Source organism: Leifsonia sp. NPDC014704, assembly GCF_043083605.1.
Classification (GTDB): Bacteria; Actinomycetota; Actinomycetes; order Actinomycetales; family Microbacteriaceae; genus Leifsonia.
Genome location: NZ_JBIBYW010000002.1, coordinates 1,140,703 through 1,163,172, shown reverse-complemented (window position 1 = coordinate 1,163,172; position 22,470 = coordinate 1,140,703). Strand labels below are relative to the sequence as shown.

Here is a 22,470-nt window from a genome sequence, read left to right as displayed (position 1 = left end):
ATTCCACGACCGTCACCCCCTGAGCGGAGTCGGCGGCGGTGAAGCCGTTCGAGACCACGGTTTCCCCCCAGCCGCCGTCGGCTCCCCGGTGGGCCGTCCCGTGGAGGCCCTGGCATGACTGTCATCCGCCCGCGCCTCCACGCCCCGGTCGCCCCCAGCGCGCTGCGCGGACTGAGCTCCGAGCGCAACTGGGCCCGTCTCTACCGCTACCGTCTGCTCGCCACCGACACGGCCATCATCCTCGCCGCCACGATCGGCGCGGTCTTCGTGCGCTTCGGCTTCGACGACGCGTCGGCTCCGTCGGCGGTCTTCCACATCGACTACCTCTACCTGTCGTTCATCATCGCCGCGACCTGGCTCTTCACGCTCTCCGTCTACCACACGCGCGACGCGCGGGTCGTCGGGCTCGGCGTCTCCGAATACCGTCGCGTCGTGTCTGCGACCGCGACGACCTTCGGCCTGCTGGCCATCCTCTTCCTGGTCGCCAAGGTCGACATCGCGCGCGGCTACTTCATCGTCGCGCTGCCCGCCGGGCTCGCCGGCGTCCTGTTCTCGCGCTGGCTGTGGCGCCACTGGCTCATCCGCCAGCGCATCTTCGACCACTACCTCTCGCGCGCGCTCGTCGTCGGGCGCTTCGACGACGTCGACTACGTCGTCCGCCAGATCCACCAGAAGTCGGGAGCGGCCTACAACGTCGTGGGTGCCGCTCTCGACACAGGAAAGCGCAAGGGGGCGAAGAAGGATGCCGAGATGCGGCGCCGGATCGCCGGCCCCGAGCGTGAGGTACCGATCGTCTCCGACCTGTCGGGGGTCGCAGACGCTGCGGCGCGGCTGGGCGCGGACACGGTGATCGTGGCCGGCCGCGCCCTCAGCAGCGGGGACTTCGTCCGCAAGCTGGCGTGGAAGCTGGAGGGCACGGCGACCGAGCTCGTGCTCGCCTCGCCGCTCACCGATGTCGCGGGTCCGCGCATCCACTTCCGTCCCGTCGAGGGCCTCCCCCTCATCCACGTGGAGATCCCGCAGTTCGAGGGCGGCAAGCACGTGCTGAAGCGCGCATTCGACTTCTTCGCCTCCGGCCTCGCGCTGCTGCTCCTCTCTCCGCTGTTCCTGGCGATCGCCCTGCTGGTGAAGCTCGACGACAACGGCCCCGTCTTCTTCGCGCAGGAGCGGGTCGGCCGCAACGGCGAGCGCTTCACGATGTACAAGTTCCGCTCCATGGTCATCGACGCGGAGGCGCGCCTCGCCGCCCTGCAGGAGAAGAACGACGGCCAGGGACTCCTCTTCAAGATGAAGAACGACCCTCGCGTGACCCGTGTCGGCCACTACCTGCGCAAGTTCTCGCTCGACGAGCTGCCGCAGCTGGTCAACGTCTTCCTCGGCGACATGAGCCTGGTCGGCCCGCGCCCGCCGCTGCCCTCCGAAGTCGAGGGCTACGAGAACCACGTCCACCGCCGCCTTTACATCAAGCCGGGACTCACCGGCATGTGGCAGGTGAACGGTCGATCCGATCTCTCCTGGGAGGAGAGCGTCCGCCTGGACCTCTACTACGTGGAGAACTGGTCGCTGACCGGCGACCTCGTCATCATGTGGCGCACCGTGAAGGTGCTGACACATCCCGTGGGGGCGTACTGATGCGCCCCCGCACCCAACCTCCTCGCTCCCTCCCCCGACCGAAAGACACCGAGGTTGTCATGAGCACAACACAACGCCCACGCTCTCGCTCACTGGGCATCCTGACCGCCGTCCTCACGGCGATCGGCCTGGTCTTCGGCGGCCTCGCCATCGCGCAGCCCGCCGCAGCGGACACGGCCCCACCCGACCCGACGAACCCGGCGACCCCGATCACCGTCAGCGACGACGTGCTCCCGACGCCGCAGATCAACGGCGTCGCGTGGGCGCAGACGGTCGTGGGCAACACGGTCTACGTCGCGGGCAAGTTCACCTCCGCCCGTCCGGCAGGGTCGCCGGCCGGGACGAACGAGGTTCCGCGCAACAACCTCCTCGCGTACGACATCACCACGGGCGCGCTCCTCCCGTTCGCGCCGAACCTGAACGCGCAGGCACTGGGCATCACCGCATCGCCCGACGGCAGCCGCATCTACGTGGTGGGCGACTTCACCTCGATCGACGGCAAGGGCTACTACCGCCTGGCCGCGTTCTCCACCGCGACGAACACGATCATCAGCGCGTTCCGCCCGATCATGGAGTCGCAGACGCGCGCCGTCGCGGCATCCAACACCGTCGTCTACACCGGCGGCGATGCATCCACCATCAACGGCGTCGCCCGCGCGTACGTCGGAGCGGTGAGCGCCACCGACGGATCGACCCTCAACTGGCAGGCCAACGCGGACGCCGCGGTGGATGCGCTGACGCTGACCAAGGACGGCTCCAAGCTGATCGTCGGCGGCAGATTCCAGAACATCGGCGGAGTCGCCAACTACGGCCTCGCCGCAGTCGACGCCAGCACCGCCGCCATCCTCCCCTTCGCTGCGAACCAGACGGTGCGCAACGCGGGCACGCAGGCCAGCATCACCGCCCTGTACGCGACCAGCGACCGGATCTACGGCTCGGGTTACGTCTTCGGCCAGGGCGGCAACCTCGAGGGCAGCTTCTCGGCCGACCCGAACACCGGGTCGATCAACTGGGTGGAGGACTGCCACGGAGACACGTACTCGATCTACCCGCAGGGCGACAACGGCCCGCTGTACGTCGCCGGCCACCCGCACTACTGCGGCAACATCGGCGGCTTCCCGCAGACCAGCCCCCAGTGGACGTTCTACAACTCGATCGCGTTCAGCAAGGCCGCGACCGGCACGATCACCGCTGACCCGTACGGCTACTACAACTGGGCCGGCACGCCCTCCCCGTCGCTGCTCGACTGGTTCCCGAAGTGGACCGTCGGCACCTTCACCGGTCAGAGCCAGGCCACCTGGAGCGTCTCGGGCAACAGCAAGTACGTCGTCTACGGCGGCGAGTTCCCGACCGTGAACGGCATCGCGCAGCAGGGCCTCGCCCGCTTCGCCGTCCCGTCGTCCGCACCGAACAAGGTCGGCCCGCAGGGCATCCCGCTCACGCCGACGGCGGCGTCGTTCAACGCCGGAGAGGTGCGCGTCAGCTTCGCGGCCACTTACGACATGGACAACGGCTACCTGACGTACAAGGTCTACCGCGACGCGGGCACCACGCCCGTCTACCAGACGACGGTCCGCTCGAACTTCTACACGCGCCCGATGATCGGATTCACCGACAAGGGCCTCACACCCGGCAGTCACCCGATCTACCACGTGAAGGTCTACGACCCGTTCAACAACACCACGTCGCGTGACACCAACGCGGTCACGGTCGCCGCCACCAACAGCGGCGGACCCTACGCCGACTCGGTGAAGCAGGCGGGCGCATCCGCTTACTGGCCGCTGGACGAGGCGAGCGGCACCACCGCGTTCGACCACATCGGCTTCAGCGACCTGCAGGAGACCGCGATCACCCAGGGCGCCGCGGGACCGATCTCCGGAGTCACGGCGAGCACGTTCAACGGCAGCACCAGCCTGGCCGTGACGCCCACCGCGATCACCGGACCGGACACGTTCACCGTCTCGGCGTGGTTCAACACCACGACGACCAGTGGCGGCAAGATCATCGGCTTCGGCAACGCCAACACGGGCACCTCCGGCAGCTACGACCGTCACGTCTACATGGACAACAACGGGCGCATCTTCTTCGGTGTCTACCCGGGATCGGTCCAGACGCTGAACAGCGCCGCCGGCCTCAACGACGGGCAGTGGCACCAGGTGACCGCCTCCCTCGGCGCCAACGGTATGCGGCTGTACATCGACGGCAAGCTGGCCGGCTCCCGCACCGATGTGACCAGCGGCCAGGGCTACACCGGCTACTGGCGGGTCGGCGGAGACAACATCGGCGGCTGGACCAACCAGCCGGCGAGCAACTTCTTCGCCGGCAGCATCGGGCAGGTCGCGATCTACCCGACCGTCCTCGACCGCACCACCGTCGTGAACCAGTACGTCGCCTCCGGACGGCCGTCGCCCCTGGCGCCGGCACCGGCCGACGCCTACGGCGCCGCGGTGTACAACGGCAACCCCGACATCTTCTGGCGTCTCGACGAGACCAGCGGATCGACGGCCAACAGCGCCGACGCGTACACGAACAACGGCACCTACTCCGGAACGGCGACCACGAAGAACCAGACCGGCGTCCTCCCGGGCACCGCGGACAAGGCGGTGAAGTTCAACACCCCGCTCTTCGGTTCCGGCGGAAGCCTCGTGACGAGCAACCAGCAGTTCGCGAACCCCACCACCTACACCGAGGAGATCTGGTTCAAGACCAGCACCACGAAGGGGGGCAAGCTGATCGGGTTCGGGGACGCCCAGACCGGCCTGTCGGGCAGCTACGACCGTCACGTCTACATGCAGGACGACGGCCGGATCGTGTTCGGCACGTGGACCGGCCAGACGAACACCATCACCACCCCCAATCCGCTGAACAACAACCAGTGGCACCAGGTGGTCGCCTCGCAGGGCGCCGACGGCATGAAGCTCTACATCGACGGCCAGCTCGTAGGGACCAACCCGCAGACCGCGGCCCAGGCATACAACGGCTACTGGCGCATCGGCGGGGACAACACCTGGGGTTCGAGCAGCCCGTACTTCAACGGCACGCTGGATGAGGCCGCGGTCTACTCCTCGGTGCTGTCGGCTCAGGATGTGGCCAACCACTACAGCCTGGCGACCACCGGCACCCTGCCGAACCAGACCCCGGTGGCCTCGTTCACGCAGAGCACCTCGGTCCTCACGGTGAACGTGGATGCGTCGGCGTCGACCGACCCGGACGGCACCATCGCCTCCTACGCCTGGGACTTCGGTGACGGCTCGACCGGCACGGGAGCGACCGCGTCGCACACCTACAACGGCACCGGCGTCTACGCCGTGACGCTGACGGTGACCGACAACCAGGGCGCGACCAACGCGACGACGCAGAACGTCGGCGTCACCGCCCCGCCGCCGAACCAGCCCCCGGTGGCCGCCTTCACCTCGAACGCGACCTTCCTGAACGCGTCGTTCGACGCATCCGGATCGTCCGACCCGGACGGCACCATCGCCTCCTACGCCTGGGACTTCGGAGACGGAGCGACGGGGACCGGTGCGACCGCGACCCACAGCTACGCCGCCGCGGGCACCTTCACGGTGAAGCTGACGGTGACGGACGACAAGGGAACGCCGACGAGCGTCCTGCACGACATCACGGTGCAGGCTCCGCCGCCGAACCAGCCGCCTGCGGCCGCGTTCACCTCGTCGGTGACCAACCTGTCGGCAGCGTTCGACGGCTCGGGCTCGACCGACGCGGACGGCACGATCGCCTCCTACGCCTGGGACTTCGGAGACGGAGCGACGGCGACCGGCGCGACCACGACCCACGCCTACGCAACGGCCGGCACGTTCACCGTGACCCTGACGGTGACGGACGACAAGGGAGCGACCAACCAGGTCCAGCACCAGGTCACCACCACCGTCCCGCCGAACCAGCTGCCGACCGCCTCCTTCACGGCGACGGCCAGCAACCTGCAGGTCTCGGTGAACGGCAGCGCATCGGCCGACCCGGACGGCACCATCGCCTCGTACGCCTGGGCGTACGGTGACGGCGCCACCGGGACCGGAGCCACCGACAGCCACACCTACGCGGCAGCCGGCACCTACACGATCACACTGACGGTGACGGACAACCGCGGAGGGATCGCCACGGCCACCAAGACCGTGACGGCCACCGCACCGGCACCCAACGCGATCGCTCAGGACGGCTTCGAGCGGACGACGGCCAACGGGTGGGGCACCGCCGACATCGGCGGGGCGTGGACGCTCTCGGGCGGCGCGACCAGCTTCAACACCACCAACGGCCTCGGCCAGCAGGTGGCGGCGGCTGGATCCACCAAGACGGCGCTCCTCAACTCGGTCACCTCGACCCGGTCGGATGTGACGGTCACCATCTCCGCCGACAAGGCGGCGACCGGCGGCGGCATCTACTACTCGGCGATCGGCCGCATGGTCGGATCGACGGACTACGAGGGCCGCGTCTGGGTGAAGGCGGGAGGCGCCGTGCAGCTCCAGCTGCTGCAGGGCTCCACCACCCTCCAGGCCGCGAATATCACCGGGCTGACCGCTCTCGCGGGTGACCAGCTCAAGGTGCGGGTCCAGGTGTTCGGCACCTCGCCGACCACCGTCCGCGCCAAGGTGTGGGCCGCGGGCGGCACCGAGCCCGCGAACTGGATGCTCAGCACGACCGACACGACCGCCGCCCTCCAGGTGGCCGGTACGACCGGGCTGCGCACCTACATCTCGGGCACCGCGACCGACATCCCCGTCACCACCCGGTTCGACAACTTCGCGGTGGTTCCGGTCCCGTGAGCGCAGCGAGCAGAGCTCGCCGCACCATCCTCGTGGCGCACCCCGGTTCGGAGCTGTACGGCTCCGACCGGGTGCTCCTCGAGTCCGTGAGCGGGCTGGTCGACGACGGCTGGGACGTCGTGGTGGCGGTCCCCGGTGACGGCCCCCTCGTCGCCGAACTGCGGCGGAGGGGCGCACGGGTGGAGCTGTGCCCCTCGCCCGTCCTCCGCAAGAGCGTCCTGCGACCGCGGGGCTTCCTCCGCTTCGCCGCGACAACGGCGCGCGGCATCCGGTCCGGCTCCGCGCTGCTGCGCCGTGAGCGGCCGGCGGCCGTGTACGTGAACACGGTCACCATCCCGCTGTGGATCGGGCTCGCCCGACTGGCCCGTGTGCCGGTCGTCGCGCACGTCCACGAGGGCGAGGCCACCGCATCCCGCCTGGTGAAGCGCGTCCTCTCGGCGCCACTGCTGCTGGCGGAGAGCGTCATCGCGAACAGCCGCTTCAGCGTCGGCGTGCTCGAGAGCGCCTTCCCGGCCCTCGGCCGCCGCACCCACATCGTCTACAACGCCGTGCCGGGTCCCGAGACCCGCAGCCCGGCCCGTCCGGAGCTCGACGGCGACCTCCGGGTCACCTACATCGGGCGCCTCTCCCCTCGCAAGGGCGTCGATGTCGCCATCGATGCGATCGCCGAGCTCGACGCCCGGGGGATCCCCGCCCACCTCGACCTCGTCGGCGCCGTCTTCCCCGGCTACGAGTGGTACGAGCGCGACCTGCGCGACAAGGTGGAGGCCAAGCGCCTCCAGTCGCGCGTCTCCTTCCGCGGCTTCCAGCCGTCCGTCTGGGACTTCCTGAGCACCGGCGACGTCGTCCTCGTGCCGTCGGTCGCCGACGAGCCGTTCGGCAACACGGCGGTCGAGGGCATCCTCAGCGGACGCCCGGTCATCGCCAGCGCGACCAGCGGACTGCTGGAGGCGACCGACGGCTACCGCACCACGGTCACCGTCGAGCCGGGCGACGCGACCTCGCTGGCCGACGCGCTCGAGCGCACCATCGCCGGGTGGGAGGCATCGGCCCCGCTCCTCGACGACGACGCCGAGACCGCCCGGCGCAAGCACAGCCCGGAGTCGTACCGCCGGCGCATCGCGGAGCTCGTGCGGGCCGTCGCCCGGCACTGATCGCGCGACGTACCGATAAGACGCGCGTGCGGATCAGCCGGAGCGCCGATCAGCCGCGACCGGCCGGGAGTGCATCCGGTTCCGGCTGCGGCACGCGCGTCGGCCGCCCGAGCACGAGCGGCCTGCTGGCGTCCGGCGCGAGCTGCGTGGTGGCCGCGAGGCCCGCGACGAACCACACGAAGATCGAGTACTGCGTGATCAGCGCGACCGTCGCGAACGCCGGGATCTGCGCCACGAGGGCGATCGTCGCGGGCGACGCCTTCCCCCTCAGCACCAGGAGGACGCCGAAGGCGAGCGCGACGGCGATCGCGATCAGCACGATGATCCCATTGGTCAGCCCGGTCAGGATGAGCTGGCTGTCGATCGACCGGAAGTTGCCGAAGTAGAGGGAGCCGGCCGAGTTCTTCTGCGCAGAGCCCGCGACGCCGACGAGGTTCATCGTCCCGAACAGGGAGACGAGGTCGCCGCGGTAGTCCGCGCTGTCGGAGGCCTCCGCGCCTGCGTCGTCGAACACGGCGGAGACCAGCGGGAAGACAATGGCCGAGGCCACGACCACGATCGTGGTGATGGCGATGCGCGCGCGACGCGAGATCGCATCCCGCATGAAGAGCACCGACAGGGCGACGCCGAGAAGCGAGCAGATCATCCCGATCCGGCTGAACGTGTACACGGTCGCGACGAGCATCGTCAGCACCATCAGGCCGCGGACCCAGAGGCGGAACGGCGCGGCCAGGGTGATCGGCACCGCCATGGCGAGGCTCGCCCCCAGCGCGATGCTGTGCCCGAACGCGCCCTCCGCCCGAGGCACACCGCCGCGCTCCTGGATGGTGCCCCAGATCGAGTACAGCGAGTTGCCGGACTTGATCAGGACGAACGGGTTCCAGTGCGTCAGTCCCTCGATGATGGCGAGGACCGCGACGATGGTGAAGCACACGGCGATGGCGCCGTGGACCCACGCCGGGTCGACGCGCAACGGTGCGACGCGGCCGACGATGTAGCCGGCGACGAAGTACGTCACCACGATGATCGCGGCCCCCAGGGCGATACCGGCGTTCCCGGCGAGGATGGAGGTGAGCGCGGCCACCACGACGAGCGTCATGAGCGCATCCATCCAGCTCAGCCGGAAGCGGCGGACGGGCAGCAACGCAGCGACCACCAACAGGGCCGCCGCGGTGGCCGGCGGAAGGTAGTAGTTGCCGTTGAAGCCGATGCCGAACCCGAGCCAGATCGGCACGAAGCACAGCGAGACGGTCCAGGTGGCGACCGCCAGGCGCGGCGCGCGGCGCAGCACGAGGAAGCCGAGCACGGCGACGCCGAGCGCGACGGCCAGCAGGAGCAGCCGGTCGACGAGCGCGCCGCTGAGGAAGCTCATGGGTCAGGAGGCGCTGTGACTGGGCGCCGAGTCCGAGGAGGCTTCGGGCGCCGGGGTGTCCTCGGCCGGCTCACCCTCCGCCGCCCGGCCCTTCGTGGGGCGCTTCGCCGTGCCATCCGCCTCGGCCGCCGTCTCACCGGATTCCGCCGCAGCGCCGCCGCGGCGACCGGGCAGGCCGAGCCGGCGCGGAGGCTGCTCCGCCATGTAGTAGGCGTTGCGCTCCTTGCCCGACGCGACGCGGTTGAGCACGATGCCGAGCACGGCCGCACCCGACTTCTGCAGCGAGTCGACGGTCTGCGCGAGCTGCTGCTTCCGCACCCGGGTGCGATCGACGACCACGAGGGCGCCGTCCACCTGGCGGGCGAGGATGGATGCGTCGGCGACCGAGCCGAGCGGCGCGGTGTCGATGACGATCACGTCGTAGCGGGCGCGCAGGCGCTCCAGCAGGTCGCTCATCGCCCGCGAGGAGAGCAGCTCGCTGGGGTTCGGCGGGATGGGACCGGCGGCGAGCACGTCCAGGTCGCCCGCGCCCCAGCGCTGCACGACGTCGTCGAACTCGGCGCGGCCCGCGAGCACGGACGTCAGCCCGGCGTTGCCCGACAGGGAGGTGTACCCGGCGATGGCCGGACGACGCAGGTCGGCGTCGATCAGCAGGACCCGCTGGCCGGTCTCGGACAGCGCGAGCGCGAGGTTGGAGGAGATCAGCGACTTGCCCTCGGACGGGATCGACGACGTGATGACGAACGATCGGGTCGGCGAGCCGAGTGTGACGAACTCGAGGTTCGAACGCAGCTGCCGATAGGCCTCCGCCGCATTGGAGAGCGGCGCAGAGACGAGCACGGGGACGCCGTCCTTGTTCCGCTCGCGCTGGATCGACCCGACGAGCGGGGCCTTCGCGACCTCCGTCGCCGTCTCCGCGTTGTGGACGCCCGTGTCGAACGTGGCGCGCAGCACCACGATGAGCGCGCCGGCGATGAGGCCGAGGAGGAGGCCGGAGAGCACGTTCAGCCGGGTGTTCGGCGAGGACGCGAACTTGGGGACGGCGGCGTGCTCGATCACGCGGACGGACACCGTCGCCGCGCCCTGCGCGGTCTTCGGTGCGATCTGCTCGACCGTGCTCGACAGGCTGGCCGCCACCGCGTTCGCGATGTCCGCCGCCTGCCGGGGGCTCGTGTCCGTCACCGCGAGTTCGAGGATGACGGTGTTCTGCGGCGTGCTGACGGAGATCGAGTCGGCGAGCTGGCTCGGCGTGATGGCGAGGTCCAGCTGGTCGACCACCGGGCTGAGCACGACCGGCGACTCGGCGAGCTGGGCGAAGGACAGCATCTGGTTCTGGGTGTACGTGGAGCCCTGGCTGAGGTCGTTCGCGGAACCGCCGAAGTTGAGCGAGAAGTACAGCCCCGAGGTCGCGGTGTAGCTCTTGACCGCCAGCTGCGACAGCCCGAAGCCCAGCATCGCCCCCGCGATCGTCGCGATGACGACGACGTACCAGAAACGCCGGAACGCCTGCGCGTACTGCTTGGAGCTCATCGATTCTCCCCCTCGGCCACCCGGTCCTCCGCCGCGCTCACTGGAACACCACGAGCTGGGCGCCCGCCTGGTCGCTCAGGGTGACGGTGACCGCTCCGTCCTCGTCCGCCGGCACCGTGAAGACGTACACCGCCGTCGCGGATGCTCCGGGCTGGAGGGATCCGGTGAACGGCTTGGCGGCGGAGTCGCCGGCGACCGGCGCTGCGGGCGTCGCACTCGAACCGTAGTAGGCGTTGACCGTCGCCGTCGAGAGGGGGAATGCCGCCCCCGTGCCGTTGGTCAGGCGCAGTGTCACCTTCACGGCCGGTCCGCTGACCTCGCCGGGGCGGGTGGCGGTCGCCGTGTAGGACTCGACGGAGACGACGTTCGCGGTGAGGCCGGAGGGGGTCTTCACATCCTGCTTGACCTCGGCGGTCTGGGCGACGACGCCGCCGAAGCGCGCATCCATCTCGCCGGGCTTCGCCGGGGAGGCCGTGGCCGGCGACCCCTTCGGTACGTCGGAGGGGGTGGAGGTCGACGGCGCGGATCCCGCGCTGTCCGTCGGCCGCGGCAGCTGTGTCGCCGCCGGCTTGAGCGCGTTGGGCACCGGGCCGCCGGCGGGCCGCGAGAACGAGTACACGGACGCGATCACGATCGCGGCCACGATGGCGAGACCGCCGACCGTGGCGAGCGCGACGAGTCCGATCCGCTTGCGCGTCCAGCGGCCCTTCTGCTCCGGATTCCGGTCCTCCGGAGTCTGGTCGTCCGGCGTGGGCAGCGGGGTGGTGTTGTCGTCCGACGTCATGGCCGGCCTCCTTCGGAACGGAGCTCGCGGAACCAGGTGACGGCTGCGGCGAACAAAAAGAGCGTCGTCGCGAGGACGATGAGGGTGTACAGCACGAGGAAGCCGGGAAGCCAGCCGAGCAGCACGAACGAGAGGCAGAGCACCCCGTAGTCCATGGGGAGGACGAGCACCGCGCGCATCCAGGAGGGGCGGCCGGGCGCATCGGCGGCCAGGGAGACCCGGCCGTGCTGGCGCCGCAGCTGCTCGGTGAGGATCATCCCGAAGAAGAGGACGGAGGAGATCACCGCGGAGACGAGGGGGACGAGGAGCCACGCCACCGGGACCGCGTCGTGCAGGTAGAGCCCGAGACCGAGGGCCAGCGGCATGCTGACCACCTTCGCGGCGTCGACCATGTGGTCGAGCCACTCGCCGGCCGGGCTGCTGCGCCCGGTCAGCCGGGAGAGCTGACCGTCCGCACTGTCGAAGGCGTAGCCGATGAGGAGCATGAGCGCGACGCCAATGCCCAGCAGCCAGGAGGGCGGGAACACGACGAGCAGGATGAGGGCGGCGAACGTCCACGCGGCGCTGATCGCCGTGACGCCGTTCGGAGTGAGGCCCGCGCGGTAGGCCCATGCCGTCAGGTACCGGCCGAGCCGGCGGTTGACGAACCGGGAGTAGGCGGGGGCGCTGCGGGCGGCCGGCTTCTGCGCGGCGGCGAGCCGACGGAGGACGGAGCCGTAGGTCTCTCGGGTCGTCGCGCCGTCGAGCGTTCCGCCGGTCACGACTCCACCGCCTCTCCGGTGAAGCGCGAGGCGGAGCCGACGCGCTGGACGGTGAGCGGTCGTCGTGCGCGCACCTGCACGCCATCGGCGAGGTCGCGGCAGAGCAGTTCGTACTTGTCGGCCACGTCGTCCCAGTCGTATCCGGCGGCGCGGGCGCGGGTGGCCGCCCGGCGGGCCGGGTGCCCCTCAGGGTCGGCCTCTGCGGCCTCGACGACGCGGGCGACATCCGCCTCGGTGGTGAAATAGGCGCCGCTGTCGCCGAGCACCTCGCGGTTGAAGACGACGTCGTAGGCGAGCGTCGGGGCTCCGGCGCCGATCGCACGGAGCAGCGACGGGTTCGTCCCGCCCACCGAGTGGCCGTGCAGGTAGCTGAAGGCGTTGGCGTAGAGCTGGTCGAGCATGCGCTGGTCCCAGACCCCGCCGAGGAACCGCACGCGGTCGTCCGCGAGCTCGTGGACCCGGGCCGTGTAGGCGTCCGCGTAGGGGGCGGAACCGACGACGATCAGCGGGAGCCGGGCGCCGCTGCGGCGATACCCGTCGACGATGGTGTGGACGTGGTTCTCCGGCTCGAAGCGGGCCACCAGCAGGTGGTACCCCTGCGGCTCCAGTCCGAGCCCCGCCAGCAGGTCGGACTCGTCGGCCACGCGGGGAGCGCCGTAGGCGATCAGCCGGGTCGGCGTGTGGAACTCGTCGCGGTAGTAGTCCGAGATGCCCTGCGCGTCGGCGATGAGCCCGTCGGACCAGCGGACGGCCGCGGATTCGGCGAGCCGGTAGTAGCGGCGGCCCGTCCCCTTCCACTTGTCGCGCTTCCACTCGAGGCCGTCGACATGGGTGGCGACCGGGATGCGGGCGGCACGGATCAGCGGGAGGTACGGCGAGTTGGCCGCGTTGAAGACCAGGGCGACGTCCGTGCGGTGGCGAAGAAGATGCGCGACCGAGAGTCCGGTGTGGCTGAGCGTCTCGAGCGAGCGGCGGTGCATCGCGCCCTTGTGGACCAGCTCCATCCCGCGGTACTCGGCGGGGCGCTCTCCGTCGGCCGGGCGGCAGTAGACGACGACCTGGTGACCGCGCTCGGCCAGCCGGGAGCCGACCTCCTCGACGGCGGTCTCGAAGCCGCCGTACCGGGCGGGCACGCCGCGCGTGCCGACCATGGCGATGCTGAGCGGTTCCCCTGATCGCCTCGCCTTGCTCTGCATCGGCTTCTCTCGTTCTCGTCGGTCGGTACGGAGAAACCCGACGACGGAAGCGATGACCGTGACGGGCGGGCGAGAATCCACGTATCTCGGTCTTCGGTGTGCACCAGGGTCGGGTCTCTGTTGCCCTCACAGTCTATGACGAGAAATCCTCAACTGTTGCTCCCCTGTTCGGGGGACTTTCACTCGGAGCGTGTAGCCCGGGAGGCCCGCAGGCCGTCGCGCATGCCCCGGAAGGCCGCAGCGATCGGGGCCGGCGACCGCAGGAACTGGCGGCGTCCGCCCTGCAGCAGCACCTCGTACGCGATCGGGATGCTGGCCCGCCGCCACCGCTTCACCGACGCCGCGTCGAGGTTGCGCGCCGCGAAGACCAGCCGGTTCCGGATGTTGAAGTAGTAGTACGTGGTGGACTTGGCCTCGCCGCTCGTCGCGTGACCGTCGCCCTGCGTGCCGCCCTCGGCGTGCACCGCCGTCGCGGCCTCCACGACCTCCACGCGGCCTCCCGCTCGTCGCGCACGGTACGACAGCTCGACGTCCTCCCAGTACAGGAAGTAGCCGTCACCGAACCCGCCGATCCGCGTCCACAGCTCGGCGGTCACCACGAGGCACGCGCCACTCAGCCACTGCTCGGCATCGCGGACGCCGAGCCGCTCGCGGTTGCGGGTCGCCGTGATGCGCCCGTCCCCGAGGTGCAGGTCGGACCCGTCGAACCACACCGACCCGTCGGGCCGGAGCACGCGCGGCGCGAGCAGGACGAGCGGGTCGTCGCCGGCCGCGGCGAGCAGGGCCGACACATCCGCCGGTTCGATCGTCGCATCCGGGTTCAGGAGCAGCAGGCGGGTGGCGCCGGCGGCGATGGCACGCTCCGCCGCTGCGTTCATTCCGAGCCCGAAGCCCAGGTTCTCCGCGGGCTCGAGCAGGTCCCACCCCTCGGCCGCGGAGAGCCGGCGCATGGCCTCGCGTTCCGCGTCGGAGGTGCGGTTGTCGACGACGAACGTGCGCGCACCCTCCAGCCGCCGGGTCAGCGGAGCGAGGTTGCCGGCGAGCAATCCGGAGGAGCCGTAGCCGACGACGATCACGGCCAACCCCTCGAACGCCATCCTGCTCCCCTCCTGCCGGCCGCCCCCGTCCGGGCGCTGGCGTGAAGCCTATACCTGTGTGAGCATGGTGACTCCGCCACCCGATGCGAGGACCAGAACTCGATGACCGACCAGCGCCTGCCCGTGACGATCGCCGTCCCGACGTTCCATCGGCCCGAGGAACTGCGGGTCCTGCTGCCCCTGCTGAAGGCGCAGGCCGACGATCTGGATGCGGCCGGCACCACGACCACGGACGTCCTGGTGGTCGACAACGACCCCGGTGCGAGCGGACGCGCGGCGGCCGAGGAGGCCGGCGTGCGGTACGTCGTCGAGCCGCAGCCCGGTATCGCTGCCGCGCGCAACCGCGCCCTGGACGAGAGCGCAGGGTCGCGACTGCTCGCCTTCATCGACGACGACGAGCACCCCCACGCCGGCTGGCTGCGCGAGCTCGTCCGGGTGTGGCGCATCTCCGAGCCGGCCCTCGTCTCCGGCCGGGTCGTCGCGGAGTTCGAGCGACCGCCGGGGCGGTGGATCGAGGAGGGCCGGTTCTTCGTGCGGCGCTCCCTGCCGACGGGCACGCCGCTCCACGTCGCCGCGGCCGGCAACCTCCTGCTCGACCTCGATCAGGTGCGCGAGAGCGGCGTGCGGTTCGCGCTCGACCTCGGTCTGAGCGGCGGGGAGGACACCCTGTTCAGCCGCCAGCTCGCTCACGCCGGCTACCGGATGGTGTGGTGCAACGAGTCGGTGATCACCGACCTGGTGCCGTCCGCGCGGATCAGCCGCCGGTGGGTGCTCCGACGGGCGTGGAGTCACGGCAACTCGACCGCCGTGGTCAGCGTGCGCCTGGCCGGCGGTCCGGCCGGCCGCGCCGTCGCCCGGGTCCGCGCCGCCGTCGGTGGCGCCGCGCGTGTGGTCCTCGGCGTGGCCAGGACTGCGCTCGGCCTGCTCCTCCGCTCCCCCGGCCATCAGGCACGCGGCTCCCGCGCCGCATACCGGGGGGCCGGGATGGTGTGGGCGGCGTTCGGCGGCGTCTACCAGGAGTACGCGCGGACCACGCAGGGCACTCCGCAGTGAGCGTCCGCGACCGGGCGATCGCCCTCGTCCGCCGCGCCGGCGCTCCGGTGGGGTCCGTCATGCGCGTCCGCACCGACGAGCCGGTGGTCGTCGCGACGTTCGACGACGGCCCGTCGTTCCGCACCTCCACGGTGCTGTCCGCCCTCGCCGACGCGGGAGCCACGGCGACCTTCTTCGTGCTGCTGAGCCGCACCCGCCGTGACCCGGGCCTGCTCGACGACATCCTCGGCGGCGGTCACGAGCTCGCCCTGCACGGCCCGGACCACCGCCGCCTCACCACCCTGCCGCCCGATGCACTGGCCGGCCGGATGCGCGACGCGCGCGCCGAGCTGGAGGACCTCGCCGGGCGCCCCATCCACTGGTTCCGGCCGCCCTACGGCGCGCAGAGCCTGCGCTCCTGGCGTGCCGTGAAGGCCGCGGGCATGGAGCCGGTGCTGTGGGGACCGACGCTGGCGGACTGGCGCGACGCCCCACACGACGAGCGCCTCCGTCTCGCGCTGTCTGCGGAACGCGGCGCCATCATCCTCGGGCACGACGGGCACGCGGACGCGGTCGATGGCGTCGACGACGGGCCCGCCCCCGCGGTCGACCACGCCACGCTCCTCCCCGAGGTCGTGGCCGGTTACGCGGCGCGCGGGCTGCGTCTCACCTCGCTCGGCGCCGCGGCCGCGAACGGGCGCCTGGTCCGGGAGGCCCGGTTCAGGAGCTGACGGTCTGCTCCCCGCTGCGACCGCGGCGGCGCCCGCCGCGCACGAGGTCGATCGCCCGCCGGTACGCGGTCGCGTGCTGCGGCCCCGCGTCCGCCCACGAACGCGCGCTCAGGTCGGGCCGGCCCTCGACGCCGCGGGCGTGCTCGGCGGCCGCACGGATCACCTCGGGAGTGAGCTCGGCGTACCGGCTCACCCACGCGGGACCGACCTCGTCGGCGAGCGCGGCCGTCGTCTCGTTGTCGGGCACGAGCACCGGCCGGTCGAGCGACAGTGCGGTGAGCACCCCTCCCGAGTTGTGCATGTCGCGGTACGGCAGCACGATCAGCTCGCTGCGCCCGACCAGGTCGGCCAGTTCCGAGTCCTGCAGGAAGCTCAGCTGCACCCGGACGCGCTCGTCGCGGTCGGCGAGGGCGCGGATCGTCTCAGCGAGCTCCTCGGTGGACGGCTTGCCCGCGACGGTCAGCCGCAGGTCGTCTCCTGCAATCCGGGCGAAGACCTCCAGGAGCTGCTCGACCCCCTTGTAGCGGCGGATGAGCCCGAAGTAGCCCAGCCGCCCGCGTTCGCGCGCCGGACGCGGATAGCGGCCGAACCACTCCCGGTAGTCGCCGTGCAGGATCGTCTCGTAGGCCGTGCCGTCCGGGAACGGTGTGGTGGGGTTGAGCCGGATGCGCAGCGTGGTCCGCCGGTCGAACCAGCGCAGGATGGCGCGCTCGCGCCGCGAGATGCCGTCCGGCAGGTGCAGGTTGTGGACGGTGCGCACGATCGGCGTCCGCGTGACCCGGAGCTTGAGGATGAGCACGACCGTGAGCCCCTGGCGGACGAGCGCCTTCATCCGGCTCTGCCCCGAAACCAGGATCTCGGGCCAGTGCGCGTGGAACACGTCGTAGCGGCCGAGCAGCGCGCGCCGCCACGAGAACGTGCGCACCTCGAGCCCTGGCGTCGACGTGAGCGCGTCACGCAGCATCACGATGTACGGGTTGGTAGTGGGCCTCGGATCCGGGAAGGACTGCTGGACGACGATTCGCTCGGGCTCGGTCATGGTGCGATCCACCCTAGGGGCCGTTCCGCGGTCAGAGCCAGCGCCGACCCCCAAGACTGGGTGCATTTTTGAGAATATCTCGTTATTTGGCCTCCGCCTGTCTAGACTCGCTCAGCAGAGGCCCGACACCCGACTCGAGGGCCCCGACCAGACCCCGGAGCTGCCCGTGGCCAGCGAAGCGCCAACACTTCACCATCAGCACGTCCGCCTGTACGACCAGGTGCGCAGCGTGCACCTCGAGCGCGCCCACGAGCTCGACCCCGCAGCCATCGTGTACCGCGTGAAGCGCTACGACTTCGATCCTGAGCTCGCGTCCGGTATCGAGCTCGCGCAGGCCGGCAACCTCGCGGCAGCACGGATGGCCCTCCGCAGCAGGATCACGCGGGTCGAGGTCGACGAGCCGCTCTACCTCGACTCGCTCCCCCGGACCGCCGCCGTGCTCGCCGCGCTGGGACTCAAGCGCCTGTTCGGCGCGCCGCGCGCCGAAGTCGCCACGTACGCGATCGAGAACCTCGACCCCTTCGCCGCCCGCCCGCCGCGCTTCCGCAGCCGCCTGCGCCGCGCCGTCGAGCGGATCCTGAGCGCCTACGTCTGGCACCGTCTCGACACCGTCGTCTACGGGACGCCCGGCGCCCGCGACCTCTACGGCGAGACCTTCGTCCGCCGCCCGCGGCGCCAGCTGACGGTCGAAGCGCTCCCGAGCCCGTGCCGCTGCGACGCCGAGCGGACCGTCCAGCGCGATCCCGACGGCGTCGTCTTCCTCGGCGCCTTCTCTCCGCGCAAGGGATTCGGCGACGTGCTCGCCGCCTGGCCGGCCATCCGCTCCCGGCGCCCGCACGCGACGCTGACGCTGATCGGGTCGGGCGGGATGCTCGACGAGGCGCAGGCCGCGGCCGACGCCGACCCGTCGATCCGGCTCCTCGTCGATCCGCCCAGGGACGTCATCCACACCGAACTGCTCCGCGCGCACGTCCTCGCGCTGCCGTCACGGCGGGTCGGCGACTGGCGCGAGCAGATCGGCCTTCCCCTGGTGGAAGCCCTCGCCCACGGTTGCGAGGTCGTCACCACGTCCGAGACCGGCATCGCCGAGTTCCTGATCGACGCCGGCCACATCGTCCTGCCGGGGGACGCCGACGCGGCGCGCATCGCCGACGGGGTGGATGCGGCGCTCGCCCGCCACCGCACGGCCGCCGACATCCGCTCCGCCCTCCCCGCCGTCGACGGCCGCATCGCCGCCGGTCGCGCCCTGTTCGAGGAGCAGGTGCCGGCATGACCACCCTGAAGCCGCAGCGGACCGGGATGGTGCGCGCCGTCGGATCGACGGCGGTGATCAAGGTCGTCGTGATGGGCATCTCCGGACTCATCGGCATCGTCAACAGCCGGCTCATCATCCAGAACTTCGGCACCGACGCCTACGCCCAGTACGGCCTGCTCGCGGCGCTGCCCGCCCTGCTGCCGTTCGCGGACCTCGGGATCGCGGCCGTCGTCATCAACGCCGTGGCCGGCTCCGACAAACCGGCGTCCGACCGTCTGGTCCGCAGCACGATCGTGACGGCCTTCCGCATCCTGCTGTGCTCCGCCGCCGCGATCGTCGGCGTGGGCCTCGTGATTTCGCTGCTCGGCTGGTGGCCGGCCATCCTCGGCGGTGCGCTGCTGCCGGACGGCGGAAGCCTCGCCGCGTTCCTGTGCCTCGGCACCTTCGCGCTGGTGCTGCCGCTCACGGTGGGCTCGCGCGTGCTCGTGGGGCTCGGCCGCACCAGCACCCAGACCGCCAGCCAGGCGGTCGTCGCCCCGGCGATGTTCCTCGGGCTCGCGACCCTGGTGGCCCTGTCGGCTCCGGCGGGCAGCTTCCTCGCAGTTCTCTCGTACATCGCCAACGGCCTCGCGTCGCTGATCTGCCTCCTGGTCGCCGCGCGGCTCATCCGTCCTCAGATCGGCAAAGCCCTCCGGGAGGTGCCGTTCCCCCGGCGCTATCCGGGCGTTCCCGCCATGGGCGTCGCCTGGCCGATGCTCGTGCAGATGGTCGCCCTCCCGATCGCCATGCAGACCGACCGCCTCCTGCTCAGCCACCTGACCACCGGTACCGAGCTCGCGCAGTACAACCTCGCCTCCCAGCTGTTCGGCCTGGTCGTGCAGACCATCGCCGCGGCGGGCGTCGCACTCTGGCCGATCTACGCGCGGGCCCGATCGGAGTCGCGCATCGAGTCGCCGATGAAGCCGACCATGTGGTTCCTCGCCGGCGGCCTCGGCCTGGGGCTGCTGCTCGCCGCGCTCTCGCCGCTGCTCACCCACTTCATCGCGGGCGACAGGTTCACCCTCGACCCGTGGCTGGTCGGGGGGTTCGTCGTGTTCGTCGCGCTGCAGGCCGCGAAGTATCCGGCGGGGATGTACATGACGGACAAGCGCGGCCTCACCTTCCAGGTGTGGCCGATCCTCGCCAGTGTGCCGCTCAACCTCGTGCTCTCCTGGTGGCTGATCGGCGTCATCGGTGCGGGCGGCCCGATCATCGGCTCCGCGATCAGCGTCCTGGTCTGCCAGGTGCTGCCCAACCTCTGGTACGTCACACACGACCTCGGCCGCCGTCGGGCGGAAGTGCCCGACGACGGCCGAGAGGACGTGCTCTAGAGGAACCCGCGCTGCGGGCGCCCCGCTGTTACCAGGCGCCGACGTGGACGGTGCCGGCCGGCTTCCCGATCAGCGACGCGAGGTCGCCGGGGAGGGCCGTGGCCGTGCCGACCACCGACGCGATCAGCTGCGAGGGCGCGAGCGACGGCGCGTTCTCCGCCACGGTGCTGTGCACTTCCTGCCCGGTCGCCGACGTGAACGCCGAGTAGCTGGAGTACACGGCCGGGTCACCGGCGCCGCGGGACCAGATCACGGCCCACGACGGGGACGAAGCCGAGGCCCGGCGGTACAGGTTGTAGTCGCTGCTGATCTGCATCCGCTCGGCGGACAGCTGGTGCGAGTAGTCCTCGACACACAGCAGGCAGTTACCCGTCCCGCCGGAGATGACGTTGTTCCGGATGGTGACCGGCCCGGTGATCCAGGTCATGGTCGGGTCCGGGAACGCCTGGCGCGGGTCGTGACCGGCGTCCGACGCATTGTTGCCCCGACGCGAGTCCTGCGTGATGTCGAGGTTGCGCGCATTGTCGCTGAGCGTGTTGTTCCACACCTTGGCTGAGCTGATGTTGTTCAGCTTGATGCCGGCCGAGGTGTTCCGCGACGCGACGTTGTCCACCAGGGTCGCGGTCGACGAGATCTCGAGCGAGATGCCGTTGCCCGCGTTGCCGATGGCGTCGTTGTGCGCGATCGTCATGCCGTAGACCGACTCGTCGAACCAGAGTCCGGCTGCCTGATTGCGGAGGAACGCACTGTCGCGGACCTCGATGACCCGCGACCGCGTGATCTTCACGCCTCCGGAGACCGGCGAGGTGTTGAAGTGCTCGGAGTTGTTGTCCGCCGCCAGCACGCCGTCGAGGGTGAGGTGATCGGACGAGTTCGCGTGGACGCCGAGCAGGCCGTTGCGGGCCGCCGTGACGGAGCGCAGCGTGTTGCCGTCGCCGCCCAGCGAGACACCGGTCGTGGCGTTGTCGGTGAAGGAGACGTTCTCGAAGAGCGCTCCGCCCTTCCACGCGGTGACCGCACCCATGTCGGGGACGGAGGGCGCGTAGCGGCGCACCCCGACGCCCTTCAGCACGAAGCCGGCGGACTGGACGCTGATGGCCTTCTGCAGGTCGCTCGCGCGCACCTCCTGGCTGCCCGGGTTGGTTCCGAGCACGAGCGTCTTACCCGCGGTGTCGTAGTAGAAGGTGCCCGGGCGGACCTGCGACCGGCTCGCGACCTGCTGCTGGGCGGCGTTGCCGACCCAGACCTGATCGGGGTGCGCTGCCATCGGGTACGACGGGTTCAGCCACTGCCAGCCCGGCGTGGAGCCGTCACCGGCGCCACGGGTGTAGGTGGGGCTGGAGTCGAAGACGTGGTTCCAGCCTCCGGCGACCCAGGTGCTTCCGCTTTGCGTCCAGCCCTTCACGACGGAGCTGCCGTCGAGGTAGGCGGCCTCCTTCGGGTACGACTGGATGGTCAGCTTCTTCGTCGCGGGCACGGTCAGCGACTCGTGGTAGCTGCCGGCGCGCAGGACGATCGTCGCGCCGTTGCCGGCGACGTCGATGGCGTGCTGCACGGTGCGGAATGGGCTGGATGCCGTCCCCGCTCCGGTGTCGGAGCCGTTCGGGGCCACGAGCAGGGCGCCGGCGGGAACCGCGTACGCGGTGCTGCCGATGGCGGCCGCGCCCGTCGGGAAGCGGGTGCCGGACGTGTCGATCGACGGGTCGCCGGTCGGAGCGGGCTGCGGCGGCGTCGGCGGGGTGACCGGCGGCGCGGGGTCGACCGGTGCGGTCGGCTCGCTCGGCTGGGGGGTCGGCGTCTGCGTCGGGGTCGGCGTCTGCGTCGGAGTGGTGGTCGGCGTCGGAGTCGGCGTCGGGGTCTCCTCCACCGGCTTCAGCGTCGACGCCGCGAGCGTGTCGAACGCGACAGGCTGAGCGGCCGTCGAGCCGGAGACGTACGACCAGGCGGCGAGGCTGCCCGCGGAGGTCAGCCGCTTCGCGCTGGAGTCGTCGGCGACGGACTGCCAGTCCGGCTTCGCCTGGCCCTCAGGCCAGGCGCGAGCCTGCAGATGGACGGGGTTCGACCCGGTAGCCTGGAACTCGAGGTGCACCGATGCCCCGGCCTTGAGGCCGGTCGCGACCCGGATCTCCTTGCCGACCGTCGTCTGGTCGGCCGTGGAGCCGTTGATGCGGAGGATCGTGAGGGTGAGCGCGCCTGCGGCGTTCACCCGGATGTTGGCCTGATAGTACGAGCCGGCGGCGACGCGGGTCTGCACACCGGCGAAGATGCCGTTACCCCCGGAGGGGATGCGCGGGACGTCGATCGTCGCCGACGTCGTGACGTCACCGGCGGTGACCTGTGGCAGGGTCGCCGTGAGCGACGAGCCGGGACGCGGCAGTGTCATGCTGCCGGCGTCGCCGGTCGCCGAGAAGGGCGTCGTGCCGGTGGTCCGGTAGACGCCGCCGACCGGCGCGCTGCCCCATCCACCCGCTGTGACGCGGGAGAAGTCGTCGGAGACCAGCTGGCTGCCGACGACGTAGTTGGAGGGTGCAGCCGACGCCGTGATCGCCGGCAGGCCGAAGACGGCGATACCGGCGGTGGCGACCGTCGCCACGGAGGTGACGACGATGTTGCGGGTGAAGATGCGGGGAGCGGGGGACTTTTGGGTGTTGGTGAGGCGGTGTCTGGCCTTGCGGACCATGGACTGTCTTCCAATACTGATAGTTCGCGAACAGAAAAACACAGAGGTGAGACCAG

At 70.9% G+C, this 22,470-nt stretch carries 15 protein-coding genes; 7 read left to right on the top strand and 8 right to left on the bottom strand.

The window, feature by feature from the left end; all coding sequences use genetic code 11:
* Nucleotides 1-114 precede the first annotated feature (114 nt).
* From ACF1AJ_RS17085 to ACF1AJ_RS17075, 3 genes are read left to right on the top strand one after another with little or no spacing between them, the layout of a single operon-like run.
* Complete coding sequence (locus tag ACF1AJ_RS17085) at nucleotides 115-1,632, top strand: sugar transferase (RefSeq protein ID WP_391508433.1); 1,518 nt, start codon at nucleotides 115-117, stop codon at nucleotides 1,630-1,632.
* Nucleotides 1,633-1,691: 59 nt separating this feature from the next.
* Nucleotides 1,692-6,413: a PKD domain-containing protein gene (locus ACF1AJ_RS17080; protein ID WP_391508432.1), complete on the top strand. Its 4,722-nt coding sequence runs from the start codon at nucleotides 1,692-1,694 to the stop codon at nucleotides 6,411-6,413.
* Entirely contained in the window at nucleotides 6,410-7,567 is a 1,158-nt protein-coding gene (locus tag ACF1AJ_RS17075; protein WP_391508431.1) for a glycosyltransferase, read from the top strand. The genes ACF1AJ_RS17080 and ACF1AJ_RS17075 overlap by 4 nt, the downstream gene beginning before the upstream one ends.
* Nucleotides 7,568-7,616: 49 nt before the next feature.
* On the opposite strand, the gene ACF1AJ_RS17070 is transcribed toward ACF1AJ_RS17075, so the two are convergent.
* The 6 genes from ACF1AJ_RS17070 to ACF1AJ_RS17045 form a co-directional block, all read right to left on the bottom strand.
* Entirely contained in the window at nucleotides 7,617-8,939 is a 1,323-nt protein-coding gene (locus tag ACF1AJ_RS17070; protein WP_391508430.1) for a hypothetical protein, read from the bottom strand.
* Nucleotides 8,940-8,942: 3 nt separating this feature from the next.
* Nucleotides 8,943-10,469, bottom strand: coding sequence for a polysaccharide biosynthesis tyrosine autokinase (locus ACF1AJ_RS17065; RefSeq protein WP_391508429.1), 1,527 nt, complete (start codon nucleotides 10,467-10,469; stop codon nucleotides 8,943-8,945).
* A gap of 37 nt (nucleotides 10,470-10,506) precedes the next feature.
* A complete protein-coding gene (locus ACF1AJ_RS17060) occupies nucleotides 10,507-11,253 on the bottom strand; it encodes a hypothetical protein (RefSeq protein WP_391508428.1) in 747 nt (248 codons plus the stop codon).
* A complete protein-coding gene (locus ACF1AJ_RS17055) occupies nucleotides 11,250-12,014 on the bottom strand; it encodes a CDP-alcohol phosphatidyltransferase family protein (protein WP_391508427.1) in 765 nt (254 codons plus the stop codon). Before ACF1AJ_RS17055 ends, ACF1AJ_RS17060 begins: the two co-directional genes overlap by 4 nt.
* A complete protein-coding gene (locus ACF1AJ_RS17050; protein ID WP_391508426.1) occupies nucleotides 12,011-13,210 on the bottom strand; it encodes a DUF1972 domain-containing protein in 1,200 nt (399 codons plus the stop codon). Before ACF1AJ_RS17050 ends, ACF1AJ_RS17055 begins: the two co-directional genes overlap by 4 nt.
* Nucleotides 13,211-13,389: 179 nt before the next feature.
* Nucleotides 13,390-14,307 (bottom strand): glycosyltransferase, encoded by a 918-nt coding sequence (locus tag ACF1AJ_RS17045; protein WP_391508425.1) that lies wholly within the window; start codon nucleotides 14,305-14,307, stop codon nucleotides 13,390-13,392.
* A gap of 102 nt (nucleotides 14,308-14,409) precedes the next feature.
* Between ACF1AJ_RS17045 and ACF1AJ_RS17040 the strand changes: the two genes are divergently transcribed.
* The gene (locus ACF1AJ_RS17040) at nucleotides 14,410-15,360 is read left to right on the top strand and encodes a glycosyltransferase family 2 protein (protein ID WP_391508424.1); all 951 of its coding nucleotides are present in this window, start codon (nucleotides 14,410-14,412) and stop codon (nucleotides 15,358-15,360) included.
* Complete coding sequence (locus ACF1AJ_RS17035; RefSeq protein WP_391508423.1) at nucleotides 15,357-16,070, top strand: polysaccharide deacetylase family protein; 714 nt, start codon at nucleotides 15,357-15,359, stop codon at nucleotides 16,068-16,070. Before ACF1AJ_RS17040 ends, ACF1AJ_RS17035 begins: the two co-directional genes overlap by 4 nt.
* Here the strand turns inward: ACF1AJ_RS17035 and ACF1AJ_RS17030 are convergent.
* Complete coding sequence (locus tag ACF1AJ_RS17030; RefSeq protein ID WP_391508422.1) at nucleotides 16,060-17,109, bottom strand: glycosyltransferase; 1,050 nt, start codon at nucleotides 17,107-17,109, stop codon at nucleotides 16,060-16,062. The two genes, ACF1AJ_RS17035 and ACF1AJ_RS17030, sit on opposite strands and share 11 nt — an antisense overlap.
* A gap of 166 nt (nucleotides 17,110-17,275) precedes the next feature.
* Here ACF1AJ_RS17030 and ACF1AJ_RS17025 point away from each other — a divergent pair, with 166 nt between their 5' ends.
* A complete protein-coding gene (locus tag ACF1AJ_RS17025; protein WP_391508421.1) occupies nucleotides 17,276-18,382 on the top strand; it encodes a glycosyltransferase family 4 protein in 1,107 nt (368 codons plus the stop codon).
* Complete coding sequence (locus tag ACF1AJ_RS17020) at nucleotides 18,379-19,734, top strand: lipopolysaccharide biosynthesis protein (protein WP_018192202.1); 1,356 nt, start codon at nucleotides 18,379-18,381, stop codon at nucleotides 19,732-19,734. Before ACF1AJ_RS17025 ends, ACF1AJ_RS17020 begins: the two co-directional genes overlap by 4 nt.
* Nucleotides 19,735-19,762: 28 nt before the next feature.
* Here ACF1AJ_RS17020 and ACF1AJ_RS17015 read toward each other — a convergent pair whose 3' ends face one another.
* Complete coding sequence (locus tag ACF1AJ_RS17015) at nucleotides 19,763-22,414, bottom strand: right-handed parallel beta-helix repeat-containing protein (RefSeq protein WP_391508420.1); 2,652 nt, start codon at nucleotides 22,412-22,414, stop codon at nucleotides 19,763-19,765.
* Nucleotides 22,415-22,470 lie beyond the last annotated feature (56 nt).

What these genes read in the sequence shown, in the direction of transcription:
- ACF1AJ_RS17085 (WP_391508433.1), top strand. Translation starts at nt 115, where the DNA reads ATGACTGTCATCCGCCCGCGCCTCCACGCCCCGGTCGCCCCCAGCGCG.
- ACF1AJ_RS17080 (WP_391508432.1), top strand. Translation starts at nt 1,692, where the DNA reads ATGAGCACAACACAACGCCCACGCTCTCGCTCACTGGGCATCCTGACC.
- ACF1AJ_RS17070 (WP_391508430.1), bottom strand. Translation starts at nt 8,939, where the DNA reads ATGAGCTTCCTCAGCGGCGCGCTCGTCGACCGGCTGCTCCTGCTGGCC.
- ACF1AJ_RS17065 (WP_391508429.1), bottom strand. Translation starts at nt 10,469, where the DNA reads ATGAGCTCCAAGCAGTACGCGCAGGCGTTCCGGCGTTTCTGGTACGTC.
- ACF1AJ_RS17060 (WP_391508428.1), bottom strand. Translation starts at nt 11,253, where the DNA reads ATGACGTCGGACGACAACACCACCCCGCTGCCCACGCCGGACGACCAG.
- ACF1AJ_RS17050 (WP_391508426.1), bottom strand. Translation starts at nt 13,210, where the DNA reads ATGCAGAGCAAGGCGAGGCGATCAGGGGAACCGCTCAGCATCGCCATG.
- ACF1AJ_RS17045 (WP_391508425.1), bottom strand. Translation starts at nt 14,307, where the DNA reads ATGGCGTTCGAGGGGTTGGCCGTGATCGTCGTCGGCTACGGCTCCTCC.
- ACF1AJ_RS17040 (WP_391508424.1), top strand. Translation starts at nt 14,410, where the DNA reads ATGACCGACCAGCGCCTGCCCGTGACGATCGCCGTCCCGACGTTCCAT.
- ACF1AJ_RS17030 (WP_391508422.1), bottom strand. Translation starts at nt 17,109, where the DNA reads ATGACCGAGCCCGAGCGAATCGTCGTCCAGCAGTCCTTCCCGGATCCG.
- ACF1AJ_RS17020 (WP_018192202.1), top strand. Translation starts at nt 18,379, where the DNA reads ATGACCACCCTGAAGCCGCAGCGGACCGGGATGGTGCGCGCCGTCGGA.
- ACF1AJ_RS17015 (WP_391508420.1), bottom strand. Translation starts at nt 22,414, where the DNA reads ATGGTCCGCAAGGCCAGACACCGCCTCACCAACACCCAAAAGTCCCCC.